General features: G+C 62.9%; 10 protein-coding genes. 2 read left to right on the forward strand and 8 right to left on the reverse strand.

The features are described 5' to 3' along the window. Nucleotides 1-25: 25 nt before the first annotated feature. The 8 genes from ABIB78_RS11035 to ABIB78_RS11070 all read right to left on the reverse strand — a co-directional run bounded on the left by ABIB78_RS11035 (nt 26) and on the right by ABIB78_RS11070 (nt 8,542). Nucleotides 26-1,255 (reverse strand): ABC transporter substrate-binding protein, encoded by a 1,230-nt coding sequence (locus ABIB78_RS11035; protein WP_429024266.1) that lies wholly within the window; start codon nt 1,253-1,255, stop codon nt 26-28. 227 nt (nt 1,256-1,482) lie between these two features. After that, nucleotides 1,483-2,709, reverse strand: a complete 1,227-nt coding sequence (locus tag ABIB78_RS11040) for an ABC transporter substrate-binding protein (RefSeq protein WP_429024267.1) — start codon at nt 2,707-2,709, stop codon at nt 1,483-1,485. A gap of 118 nt (nt 2,710-2,827) precedes the next feature. After that, complete coding sequence (locus ABIB78_RS11045) at nt 2,828-4,057, reverse strand: ABC transporter substrate-binding protein (RefSeq protein WP_429024268.1); 1,230 nt, start codon at nt 4,055-4,057, stop codon at nt 2,828-2,830. 131 nt (nt 4,058-4,188) lie between these two features. Next, the gene (locus ABIB78_RS11050; protein WP_429024269.1) at nt 4,189-5,205 is read right to left on the reverse strand and encodes a branched-chain amino acid ABC transporter permease; all 1,017 of its coding nucleotides are present in this window, start codon (nt 5,203-5,205) and stop codon (nt 4,189-4,191) included. Between the two features lie 2 nt (nt 5,206-5,207). Beyond that, entirely contained in the window at nt 5,208-6,086 is an 879-nt protein-coding gene (locus tag ABIB78_RS11055; RefSeq protein WP_429024270.1) for a branched-chain amino acid ABC transporter permease, read from the reverse strand. A gap of 12 nt (nt 6,087-6,098) precedes the next feature. Then, nucleotides 6,099-6,812 (reverse strand): ABC transporter ATP-binding protein, encoded by a 714-nt coding sequence (locus ABIB78_RS11060; protein ID WP_429024271.1) that lies wholly within the window; start codon nt 6,810-6,812, stop codon nt 6,099-6,101. Beyond that, complete coding sequence (locus ABIB78_RS11065; RefSeq protein ID WP_429024272.1) at nt 6,809-7,606, reverse strand: ABC transporter ATP-binding protein; 798 nt, start codon at nt 7,604-7,606, stop codon at nt 6,809-6,811. Before ABIB78_RS11065 ends, ABIB78_RS11060 begins: the two co-directional genes overlap by 4 nt. 69 nt (nt 7,607-7,675) lie before the next feature. After that, nucleotides 7,676-8,542 carry an IclR family transcriptional regulator gene (locus ABIB78_RS11070; RefSeq protein WP_429024273.1) on the reverse strand — a complete coding sequence of 289 codons (867 nt, stop codon included), beginning with the start codon at nt 8,540-8,542 and terminating at the stop codon, nt 7,676-7,678. Between the two features lie 163 nt (nt 8,543-8,705). Here ABIB78_RS11070 and ABIB78_RS11075 point away from each other — a divergent pair, with 163 nt between their 5' ends. Continuing rightward, on the forward strand, nt 8,706-10,802 hold the full coding sequence (locus ABIB78_RS11075; RefSeq protein WP_429024274.1) for a 3-hydroxyacyl-CoA dehydrogenase NAD-binding domain-containing protein: 2,097 nt from the start codon (nt 8,706-8,708) through the stop codon (nt 10,800-10,802). A gap of 175 nt (nt 10,803-10,977) precedes the next feature. Further along, entirely contained in the window at nt 10,978-12,666 is a 1,689-nt protein-coding gene (gene pimA / locus ABIB78_RS11080; protein ID WP_429024275.1) for a dicarboxylate--CoA ligase PimA, read from the forward strand. Nucleotides 12,667-12,734: the final 68 nt, after the last annotated feature.

Here is a 12,734-nt window from a genome sequence, read left to right on the forward strand (position 1 = left end):
CGCCTCTTTAGTCGGCAATTTCGGGCTAGCCGCCGACGTCGGCGCTCAAGACTTCGCCGAAGCGCTCCCAAGTCTCGCCCTTGAACCGCATCAGTTGCAGTTGCGAAAGCGGCGCGAAATCGGTCGCCGAGGTGTTGACCTTGACGCCGGGCAACAGACCGCCGGGCTCGTAATCGCGAATGCTGGCCGCCTGCTTCATGACGTTCTCGCGCGTCAGATTGTCGCCGCAGGCCTTCAGCACGTGCACAAGGCCCTGGCTGACGATGTAAGCGTACATCACGGACGCGTCGGCGCGGTTGGCTTCCGGATAGTACTTGTCCAGGAATTCGTTCCAGGCGATCATTGCCTTGTCGGTCTTCCACTGCGGATCGGTCGGATCCTTCAGATACTGCGACGAGATGATGTCCTGGGCGTTCTCGAATCCTGCCGGCTTGATCACGCTGCCGATCGACGAGGAGACGTTGTTGAGGAAATGCAGCGGCTTCCAGCCGAGTTCGTTGTTCTTCTTGATTGCCTGCGCCGCAAATTTCGGCGTCGTGATGTTGAAGAACACGTCGGCGCCGGAGGACTTGAGCCTGACGATGTGGGAATCGATGGTCGGCTCCGTCACCTCGTAGCTGTCCTCGGCGACGATCATGGACGCAGCCTTGGAGCCGAGCCCGTCCTTGAAGCCCTTCAGATAGTCCTTGCCGTAGTCGTCGTTCTGGTAGAGCACCGCGATCTTGGCGTCCGGCTTGTTCTTCAGGATGTACTTCGCATAGATGATCGACTCGCTCTGGTAGTTGGGCTGCCAGCCCATGGTCCAGGGGAATTCCCTCGGGTCGTTCCATTTGGTGGCGCCGGTGGCGACGAACAGCTGCGGCACCTTCTTCTGGTTCATGTATTTCTGGATCGCCGAGTTCGGTGGCGTGCCGAGCGAATTGAAGATGAGCAGCACCTCGTCGCTCTCGACCAGCTTGCGCGCCTGCTCGACGGTCTTCGGAGGCGTGTAGCCGTCGTCGTAGCTGATGAAGGTGATCTTGCGACCGTTGATGCCGCCCTCGGCGTTGATCTTGCGGAAATAGGCCTCCTCGGTCTTGCCGATCACGCCATAGGCGGAAGCCGCCCCGCTGTAGGGCATGATGTTGCCGATCTTGATCTCGGTGTCGCTGGCGCCGGTGTCATATTTCTTCTGCGCAACGGAGGGGCTCGCGGTCGCCGCGAGCAATGCGAGGGCAGCCGAAAGGGCCCCCAATCGCAAATGGATAGCAGGCATTTTGATCTCCCTTGGATCACGGTGAATGTGTCACGATTTTTGGAATGAGAGCACTTCGCGGCTCCTTGCGGCATTGAATACCTTTCGTTAGGTGGCAGCAACAGAGAGCCCCCCCGGCGACACCGCCGGGGGGCGTTATTTAGTCGAACGGATTGCGACCGAAGCCCGCGCCGCGGAAGCGCCTCGCGATACACGCCAAGCGTTTGGCGTCGAGGTCGTGTGCAGTCCTAGTTGCTCAGATTGCTCGAAATGATATCGCCGAACAGCTCCCACTTCTCGCCCTTGAACCGCATCAAGCGCAGTTGCTTGATCGGCGCGAAGTCGGTGGCCGAGGTGTTGATGCTGATGCCCGGCAGCAGCGTGCCGGGGACATAATCCTTCAGGCTCGCGGCCTGCTTCATGATGTTGGCACGGGTGAGATCGTCGCCGCACATCTCCAGCACCCGCGCCATGGTCTGTGCGGCGGCGTAACCGTAGGAGGTGGCACCGTCGAGCTTGTTGGCGTCGGGATAATCCTTCTTGAGGAAGGCAAGGAATCTCTCCATGCCGGGATCCTTGTCCCATTGCGGATCGGCGCCGTCCTTGAGGTAGGACGCCGACAGGATGCCCTGCGAATTTTCGAAGCCCGCCGGCTGCATCACGCCGCCGACCGAGGCCGAGACGTTGGCGACGAATTGCAAGGGCGTCCACGCGATCTCGGCGGCCTTCTTGATCGCCTGCGCCGCGAATTTCGGCGACGTGATGCTGATGAAGGTGTCGGCACCGGCGGCTTTCAGCTTGACGATGTGATTGTCGATCGTGGGTTCGGAGGTTTCGTAAGTCTCCTCGGCGACGATCATCGAAGCCTTGTCGCCGAAGGCGTCCTTCAGGCCCTTGAGGTAGTCCTTGCCGAAATCGTCATTCTGGTAGAGCACGGCAACCTTGGCATCGGGCTTGTGCTTCATGATGTATTTTGCATAGACCCGCGCCTCGTCCTGGTAGGACGGCTGCCAGCCCATGGTCCATGGATAGTTCCTGGGGTCGTTCCACTTGGAGGCGCCGGAGGCGATGAACAGCTGCGGCACCTGCTTCTCGTTCATGTATTTCCGGATCGCCGCGTTGCCTGCGGTGCCGACCGAGCCGAACAGCAGCAGCACCTCGTCGTCCTCGACCAGCTTGCGTGCCTGCTCCACCGTCTTGGGCGGCGAGTAGCCGTCATCGTAGGAGATGAACGTGATCTTGCGGCCGTTGATGCCGCCGGACTGGTTGATCATCTTGAAGTAGGCCGCCTCGGTCCTGCCGATCACCCCATAGGCCGAGGCGGGACCGCTGTAGGGCATGATGTTGCCGATCTTGATCTCGGTGTCGCTGGCCCCGGTGTCGTATTTCTTCTGCGCCAGCGCGGCATTGCAGCTCGTCAGGATCAGAGCGAATGCGGACAAGAGCGCCGTCAGGGACGGGCGTACGGCAGTCATGGTTCCCCCACTCGGGTTCTTAATTTGGAGTATTCAATACCATCGGCGCAGGGCGTCAACAAAAAGCCCCCGCGACTGATGTCGCGGAGGCGTGTTGTTTTATTTCTGCAGTGCAACGTTACTCGGACGGGACGTCGCCGGAAATGATCTCACCGAACTGTTCCCATTTCTGCCCCTTGAAGCGCTGCATCTGCAGCTGGGCGATCGGGGCGAAGTCGGTGGCCGAGGTGTTGATCTTGACACCGGGCAACAGGGTATCCGGCGTAAAGTCCTTCAGGCTCGCCGCCTGCTTCATGATGTTGGCGCGGGTAAGATCGTCGCCGCACATTTCCAGCACCTTGGCGAGCGTCTGAGCGGCACCATAGCCGTAGACGTAGCCGCCGTCGGTCTTGTCGGCGCCCGGCATGTACTTGTCGAGAAACTCGGCCCACTTCTTCATGCCGGGGTCGTTGTTCCACTGCGAGTCGGCACCGTCCTTGGCATAGGCCGCCGACAGCACGCCCTGCGCGTTGTCGAAGCCGGCCGGCTGCATCACGCTGCCGACCGAGGCCGACACGTTGGTGATGATCTGCAGCGGCTTCCAGCCGAGTTCGGCGGTCTTCTTGATGGTCTGCGCGCCGAACTTCGGCGTGGTGTAGATCAGCAGCACATCCGGATTGGCGGCCTTGACCTTGACGATGTGGCCGTCGATCGACGGCTCGGACACCTCATAGCTCTCCTCCATGATGATGCTGGAGCCTGCCTTGGCGCCAAAACCGTCCTTGGTGCCCTTGAGGTAGTCTTTGCCGAAGTCGTCGTTCTGATAGAGGATCGCGACCTTGGCGTCGGGCTTCTCCTTCATCAGCCACTTGGCGTAGATCTGCGCTTCGCTCTGGTAGCTCGGCTGCCAGCCCATGGTCCACGGGAAGTTCTTCGGGTCGTTCCACTTGGTGGCGCCGGTCGCGACGAACAGCTGCGGGATCTTCTTGGAGTTCAAGTATTTCTGGATCGCGGTGTTGGACGGCGTGCCGAGCGGGTTAAAGACGAGCAGCACCTCGTCGCTCTCGACCAGCTTGCGCACCTGCTCGACCGCCTTCGGCGGCGAATAGGCGTCGTCATAGCTGACGAAATTGACCTTGCGGCCGTTGATGCCGCCGCGATCGTTGATCATCTTGAAGTAGGCTTCTTCAGTCTTGCCGATCACGCCATAGGCGGAGGCCGGTCCCGAATAGGGGATGATGTTGCCGACCTTGATCTCTGTATCGCTTGCGCCGGTGTCGTATTTCTTTTGGGCGAATGCGGCAGTGGACGTCGCAGCAACAGCGACGATCGCCGCGGAAATCGCGGCGATCCTTAACGTAGAAAGCATAATATCTCCTGGTTTGCTTCTATAGGTTCCCAAAGCGCGATCAAATCTGACTGAATTGTCATCGCGCTTTGGTTTCTTGTTTGAGCATGATCTTTTCGGAAAACCGCTTCGCACTTTTCCGGATCATGCTCCTAGTTGTTCTTGAGCTTTGCGGCCAGTTGCTGGGCAATGATCGCAACCTGCCTGGCGCCGTGCGGCACGAGGAAGATGACGAGGAACAGCAGCACGCCGAACACCGCGCCGGAGAGGCCCTTCGAAATGCCCTCCGCGATGTTGGGCACGAAGATGATGAAGGCGCTTCCCACGATCGAGCCGGGCAGCCAGCCGACGCCGCCGACCACCATGCCGAGGAACAGCGAGATCGCAAGCTGGATCGTGTAGCCGTCGGGCGCGACGAACTGCACCGCGATGGCGCCGAGGCCGCCGGCAACGCCGGTGATGCCGGCCGAGACGCCGAACGCCAGCGTCTTGTACAGCGCGACGTCGACGCCCATCGCGGAGGCCGCGATCTCGTTGTCCCGGATCGCCATGAAGGCGCGGCCGGACCGCGAGCGCAGCAGGTTGACCGAGGCGACGTAGATCGCGATCCCGACCGCCAGGGTGAAGTAATACAGCCACATGTCCTGCGACAGCGGCAGGCCGAACGGCGCGTCCGGCTTCGTCACCACGAGGCCCTGCACGCCGCCGGTCCAGTGCTCGAAATAGCCGAGCTTCAACAGCTGTGGCATGGCGGTGGCGAGCGCGAAGGTCGCGAGCGCCAGATAGACGCCGCTTAGCCGCAGTGCCGGCTGGCCGAACAGGAAGCCGAAGCCGAAGCAGACGATGCCGGCGATCGGCAGCGTCAGGGCATAGTTCATGCCCGCATGCTCCATCAGGATCGCCGAGGTATAGGCGCCGACGGCGTAAAACGCGCTCTGGCCGAGCGAGAATTGTCCCGAGCCGCCGGTCAGGATGTTGAGCGCCAGCACCGCAAGGGCGTAGATCAGAACCATCGTCATCTGGAAGATGATGAAGTTCTTCACGAACAGCGGGATGATGATGAGCGCGGCGAGCACGACCAGCGAGGTGCCGTAGCCCAGCGTCATGGCACGCTTGGGAACGGCCTCGACGGCGGGGGCTTCAGTGACGATGTCTTCAACGGCGCTCATGATCAAACTCGCTTCACGATGGGCCGGCCGAACAGGCCTGCCGGTTTGACGACCAGGACGACGATGATCAGCGCAAGCGCGATCGGAAGTTTCAATTCGTTGCCGACACCGGGGATGTAGGTGCCGACGAGGTTCTCGAAGATGCCGACCAGGAAGCCGCCGACCACGGCGCCGAACGGGCTGGTGAGCCCCCCGAGCACCGCCGACGCGAATCCGTAGATCAGCACGCCCAGCATCATGTTGGGTTCGAGGAACACCACCGGTGCGATCAGCATGCCGGCGATCGCGCCGATCGCAGACGCCATGCCCCAGCCCAGCGCGATCATCCAGGAGGTGTTGATGCCGACCAGCCGCGCCGATTCAGGCAGCGAGGCCGCGGCCCGCATCGCCAGGCCCACCCGCGTGTAGCGGAAGAAAAAGAACAGCAGGATTAGGAGCAGGATGGTGACCCCGATCATGCCGGCCTGGTGGGTCGAGATCAGCTGGCTGCCGAGGAACGGTGAGGAGCCGAACGGCGTCGGATATTGCTTGATGGTGAAGTCCCAGATCAGGCCGGCGACCGAGTTGATGATCGCGTAGAGTGCGATGAAGCCGGCGACATTGGTCAGGATCGGTGCCTTGGCCAGCGGCTTGAACAACAGCCGCTCGATCAGAATGCCGGCGGCGAACGAGAACGCCAGCGTCAGCACGAACGCGCCCCAATACGGGACGCCCCACTGCATCAGCTGCCAGGAGATGAAGGTCGAGAACATCGCCATTTCGCCCTGGGCGAAATTCAGATGGTCGATGGCCTGGTAGATCATGACCACCGCGAGCGCCATGCAGGCATAGATCGCGCCGGTGGCGATGCCGGCCAGGACCTGGTTGGCAAAAAGCTCCATCGTGCCAGCTCCTCAGTAGCCGAGATAGGATTTGCGGACGTCTTCATTGTTCGCGATGTCCTTGGCATTGCCCGACATCACGATCCGTCCGGTTTCGATCACATAGGCCTGGTCGGCGAGCTCGAGCGCGAGCTGCGCGTTCTGCTCGACCACCAGGATGGTCACTTTTTCCTCGCGATTGATCTTGCCGAGGATGCGGAACAGGTCGCGCACGATCAGCGGCGCGAGGCCGAATGACGGTTCGTCGAGCAGCATCAGGCGCGGCCGCAGCATCAGCGCGCGCGCCACCGCGAGCATCTGCTGCTCGCCGCCGGATAGCGTGCCGGCCTGCTGGGTGTAGCGCTGCTTGAGCACCGGGAAATGATCGTACATCCGCTCGATGTCGGAGCCGATCGCCTTCTTGTCGGAGCGGCTGATGGCACCGAGCTGCAGGTTCTCTTCCACCGTCATGGTGGTGAAGGTGCCGCGGCCCTGCGGCACATGGGCGATGCCGAGGCGGACCACGTTTTCGGTCGAGCGCGTGCCGATCGGCTTGCCCTCGAACTCGATTGCGCCGGTCGAGCGCACCATGTTGCAGATCGCCCGCAGCGTGGTGGTCTTGCCGGCGCCGTTGGCGCCGAGCAGGGTGGTCAGCGAGCCTTCGTTGAGCTGGAAGGAGAGTCCGTGCAGGGCCTGGACCTGGCCATAATAGGCGCGCAGGTCCTTGACGTTGAGCATCGTTGTCATTGGTCCTTGCTCCCCAGATAGGCCTTGATGACATCAGGGTCGGCCTGGACCTGGGCCGGCGTGCCTTCGGCCAGCTTGCGGCCGAAATTGAGCGCGACGACGTGGTCGGCGATCGACATCACGAGACCCATGTGATGCTCGACCAGCAGAACCGTAATTTTACGGTCGTCGCGGATTTTGCGGATCAGGTCGCCGAGCACGTGGACTTCCTCGTGATTGAGGCCGCCGGCCGGCTCGTCGAGCAGCAGGATCTTCGGATCCGCGGCCAAAGCGCGCGCCAGTTCGACGCGCTTCTGGGTGCCGAAGGGAAGCCCGGAGACCACGGTGTGGGCGACGTCCTCGAGATCGAGATAGCCGAGGATGTCGTGCACCTTCTTGTTCATGTCGTTCTCGCCGCGGCGGACCCAGGCGAGGCGCAGCGAGTCGCTGACGATGTCGCTCGAGGTGCGCGCATGCGCGCCGACGCGCACATTGTCGATCACGGACAGATTGGGAAACAGCGCGACGTTCTGGAAGGTGCGGCCGATGCCGATCTCGGCGATCCGGTGCGGCGGCCGCGACAGGATGCTCTTGCCTTCCATCAGGATGTCGCCGGACGACGGCTGATAGAGCCGCGACAGGCAATTGAACAGCGTCGTCTTGCCGGCGCCGTTCGGCCCGATCAGTCCGAGAATCTGTCCATGGCGCATGTCGAACGACACGCCATTCAGTGCGATGATGCCGCCGAACACGACGCTGACGTCGCGAACCGCGAGCAAGGGATCATTCCCCTGCGCGAGCTGTGCCTGCGTCATCTCGTCTCGCCCGCCGTCTTCGAGCGGTGCGAGCGGCCCTGCGATGTGCTTCGCCGGACGCGACGGAGGCTATCTGATCCCCTCGGCCAAACGTGCAAATTTCCCTCCTACTCTGGTCTTTTTGCTTTGTTCTTTTTTGGATTGCGGCGCCATTCCACCGAGCGCCTGCTCGATGTTTCTTACCATCGCCACAAGACGAGGTCCAATGTCGTTGAGTAATCGATCTTCCGTGAAACGGAATGCCGGCGCGCCGCAATTGAAGGCATAGGGACCGGTCCCGTCGTTCAATCTCAATGCAACGCCGACCGCGGCGACGTCATTCTGCCAGTCGCCGGCAGACATGGCGAAGCCGTGCTTCGCCACCGTCTCGCCGGAGCGCTCGATGCCGTCGCGGATCTTGGCCCAGCGGCTGCCATAGTGATCTCGCAGCTCGCGCAACAATGCGGCTCGGTCTTCAGGTGGCAATGCCCAAATATAGGCACGTCCCATCGCCGTAGTTGCGATCGGTATCCGTGAGCCAACGTCGAGTTGCACGCCAAGCGTCAGGCCGTTCCGGCTCTGGCCGAAGTAAATCATGCTGATGCGGTCGCGGCCACCGACGGCAACGGCCCCGCCGGTCGCGCGCATCACTTCTTCTCGATAAGGTTCGGACAAATGCCGAACGCCGAGATTGGCGAGCGCGGCATAGCCGAGTGCCATGGCGGATGGCGCAAGCTGGTACTTCTCGAACTTCGGTACGGGTGTAAGGTATCCCAGCTTGGTCAGCGTGTAGGTCAGCCGGGAAATGGTCGGCTTCGGTAGTTTGGTGCGGGCGGCAATCTCCTGATTGCCGAGCAGCCCGTCATTGGGCTGAAATGCACGCAGGACGTCCAGTCCGCGGGAAAGCGCGACGACGAAATTGCGATCGGTCGCTGCTTTCTTGCTGGCGCGCTTCATTCCCTGACCTTGTCATGCTCGTTGACAAGGCTCGTGCTTCAAAATAACCCTCCGTGTCAAGATGTGGAATTAAATTTCGCAGTGCGAAATTGGTCCAAACGTAGCGGCTCAACGCAAGTCGTGCAGCTACTCAACACAAAACAAGCATCCAGGGAGAGTCCCGGTGAGTGAAGTCGTCAAGCTCGAACGTCATGACAACATTGCCGTCGTTACGGTTAACAGTCCGCCCGTGAATGCGCTGAGCGCTGCCGTGCGCGGCGGCATCTTCGATTGCATCAAGAGCGCGATCGATGACGCTCAGGTTCAGGGCATCGTGCTGACCTGCGCCGGCCGCACCTTCATCGCCGGCGCCGACATCACCGAATTCGGCAAGCCGCCGAAGCCGCCCGGGCTCGCCGACGTGCTGAGCCTGATGGAAAGCTCGCCGAAGCCAATCGTTGCCGCGATCCATGGCACCGCGCTCGGCGGTGGTCTCGAGGTTGCACTCGCCTGTCACTACCGCGTCGCCACCAAGGACGCCAAGCTCGGTCTGCCCGAGGTGAAGCTTGGCCTGCTGCCGGGCGCCGGCGGCACCCAGCGCCTGCCGCGTGCGGTCGGTCCCGAACTCGCGGTCAAGATGATCGTCGGCGGCGATCCGATCGGTGCCGACGCGGCGTTGAAGGCCGGCCTGATCGAGGAGATAGTCGAAGGTCCGGCATCGGGCGGCGAGGCATTTGCGCGCAAGGTGGTCGCCGAGAAGCGTCCGCTGCGCAAGCTGCGCGATGACGACAGCAAGCTCGCCGCGGCCAAGGCCGACCGTTCGATCTTCACCAATGCGGTCGCTGCGATGACCAAGAAGTCACGCGGCCTCGAGGCGCCGTTCGCCGCCGCCGACGCCGTCGGCGCCGCGATCGACCTGCCGTTCGACGAAGGCCTGAAGAAGGAGCGTGAGGGCTTCCTGAAGCTGGTCTCGAGCGACCAGTCCAAGGCGCAGCGCTACGCCTTCTTCGCCGAGCGAGAAGCCGCCAAGATCTCCGGTGTCCCCGAGGGCACCAAGGGCCGCAACGTGGCGCGCGTCGCCATCCTCGGCGCCGGCACCATGGGCGGCGGCATCGCGATGTCGTTCGCCAATGCCGGCATCCCGGTCACCCTGATCGAGACCGGCGAGGAGCAGCTCAAGCGCGGCATGGGCATCATGCAGAAGAACTACGAGGCGACCGCCGCGCGCGGTGGCATCCCGGCGGATGCGCCCGCCAAGCGCATGGCGCTGATCAACGGCGTCGTCGGCATCGAGAACGTAGGTGACGCCGATCTCGTGATCGAGGCGGTGTTCGAGACCATGGCGGTCAAGAAGGAAGTGTTCGGCAAGCTCGATCAGTACGCCAAGCCGGGCGCGGTGCTGGCCTCCAACACCTCCTATCTCAACATCGACGAGATCGCGAAGGCGACCAGGCGTCCGCAGGACGTGCTCGGCATGCACTTCTTCTCGCCGGCCAACGTCATGAAGCTGTGCGAGATCGTGCGCGCCGACAAGACCGCGCCGGATGCGCTGGTCACCGCCGTCTCGATCGCGCGCAAGATCGCCAAGGTGCCGGCGGTGGTCGGCGTCTGCGACGGCTTCGTCGGCAATCGCATGCTGGCGCAGCGCGGCAAGCAGTCCGAGAAGCTGCTGTTCGAAGGCGCCCTGCCCCAGCAGGTCGACGCGGTCGTCACCAAGTTCGGCATGCCGATGGGTCCGTTCGCAATGGGCGATCTCGCCGGTCTCGATATCGGCTGGCGCTCGCGCAAGGACCGCGGCATCAAGTCGGAGATCGCGGACGCGCTGTGCGAAGCAGGCCGTTTCGGCCAGAAGACCGGCAAGGGCTATTACAAGTATGAGCCGGGCTCGCGCGCGGCGCTGCCCGATCCGGAGGTCGAGAAGCTGATCGACGAGACGCTGTTGCGCCTTGGCCGCAAGAAGCGCGTCGTCAGCGACGACGAGATCCTCGAGCGCATGATGTACCCGATGATCAACGAAGGCGCGAAGATCCTCGCCGAGGGCATCGCGGCGCGGCCGTCGGACATCGACGTGGTCTGGCTCTATGGCTATGGCTGGCCGATCTATCGCGGCGGGCCGATGTTCTGGGCCGACACCGTCGGCCTCAAGCACATCGCCGATCGTCTGGCCTTCTATGCCAAGGAGACCAACGATCCCTCGCTCGAGCCGGCGCCGCTGCTCAAGAAGCTCGCCGATGAGGGCAAGACCTTCGCCTCGCTCGCCGCAGCTTCGAAGGCGGCGTGACCACCTTCGGCGACACAACGGCAGTGACAGGGTTCCCTCTCCCCTTGCGGGAGAGGGTTAGGGAGAGGGGTGGCCGCATCGGGACCGCCCGAGTGGACCCCCTTCCCCAACCCCTCCCCGCAAGGGGGAGGGGAGCCCACACGCTGGCGCTCACCTCACAGAATGCAAAACGTCAATGACCTATCCCGGCGAACAATATTATCCCAAGGGCGTGCAGTGGAGCGACGAGATCACGCGCGGCACGCTGCCGGACCTGCTCGCGAACGCGGCTGCCGAGTTCGGTGCGCGCCCGGTGCTCGAATTCCGCGACCGGCAGATCAGCTACAGCGAGCTCGAGGCCCTGGTCGAGACCGCAGCAGCCGCCTTCATGCGGGCCGGTTACGGCAAGGGCGCGTCGGTCGCGTTGTTTCTCGGCAATTCGCCTGACCATCCGATCAATTTCTTCGGCGCGCTGAAGGCAGGTGCCCGCGTCGTGCACCTGTCGCCGCTCGACGGCGAGATCGCGCTGTCGCACAAGCTGTCCGATTCCGGCGCGCGGGTGCTGGTCACCAGCAATCTCTCGGCGCTGTTGCCGACTGCGCTGAAATTCCTCGCCAAGGGCCTGCTTGACCGTCTGATCGTTTGCGAGGATGACAATTGGGGCAAGGCCGGTACGCCCCAGGCCGCGGTGCCCGACAATCCCGCTGTTATCACGCACCGGCAGTTCATCGACGGCGCGACCAGGCCGTCGCAATGGCCCGCGGTCGATGTCGAGGACGTCGCGCTGCTGCAATATACCGGCGGCACGACGGGCCTGCCCAAGGGCGCCATGCTCAGCCACGGCAATCTCAGCGCGGCGGTGTCGATCTACGACGTCTGGGGCAAGCCGGGGCGGCTCGAACGCAATGCGGTCGAGCGCGTGATCTGCGTGCTGCCGCTGTTTCACATCTATGCATTGACCGTGGTGCTGCTGTCTGCAATCCGGCGCGGCCATCTGATCTCGCTGCACCAGCGCTTCGACGTCGAGGCTGTGATGCGCGACATCGAGGTCAAGCGCGCCACAGTGTTTCCGGGCGTGCCGACGATGTGGATCGCGATCGCCTCGCTTCCCGACCTCGACAAGCGCGATCTCTCCTCGCTGGTGGTCGCCGGCTCCGGCGGCGCGCCGCTGCCGGTCGAGGTCGCCAAGATCTTCGAGCGCCGCGTCGGCATGAAGCTGAAGAGCGGCTGGGGCATGACCGAGACCTGCTCGCCCGGCACCGGCCATCCGAAGGAAGGGCCGGAGAAGCCGGGCTCGATCGGGCTGATGCTGCCCGGCATCGAGATGGACGTGGTGTCGCTGGAAGATCCCACCAGGGTGATGCCGGTTAGCGAGGTCGGCGAAATCCGCATCCGCGGCCCGAATGTCACCAAAGGCTACTGGAACAGGCCCGCAGAGACCGCGGAAGCCTTCGTCGGCGACCGCTTCCTGACCGGCGACATCGGCTACATGGACGCCGACGGCTATTTCTATCTTGTCGACCGCAAGAAGGACATGATCATCTCCGGCGGCTTCAACGTCTATCCGCAGATGATCGAGCAGGCGATCTACACGCATCCTGCCGTGCAGGAGGTGATCGTGATCGGCATTCCCGACGATTACCGCGGTGAGGCGGCAAAAGCCTTCATCAAGCTGCGCGAGGGACAACAGCAGTTCTCGGCCGAGGAGCTGCGCGGATTTCTGACCGGCAAGCTCGGCAAGCATGAGTTGCCGGCTGCGGTCGAGTTCGTCGCCGAGCTACCGCGCACGCCGGTCGGCAAGCTGTCGCGTCACGAATTGCGCCAGCAGCAGCCGAAGACATCCCCGTCCAAACCACAACAGTCTGCAGCAGGATCCCGCTCATGATGGACGATATGGTGCAATGAATCCGTCGTCCCGGCTTTCGCCGGGACGACATCGAGAGTGACGAGGCA

Source organism: Bradyrhizobium sp. I1.14.4 (genome assembly GCF_050435825.1).
Taxonomy (GTDB): domain Bacteria; phylum Pseudomonadota; class Alphaproteobacteria; order Rhizobiales; family Xanthobacteraceae; genus Bradyrhizobium.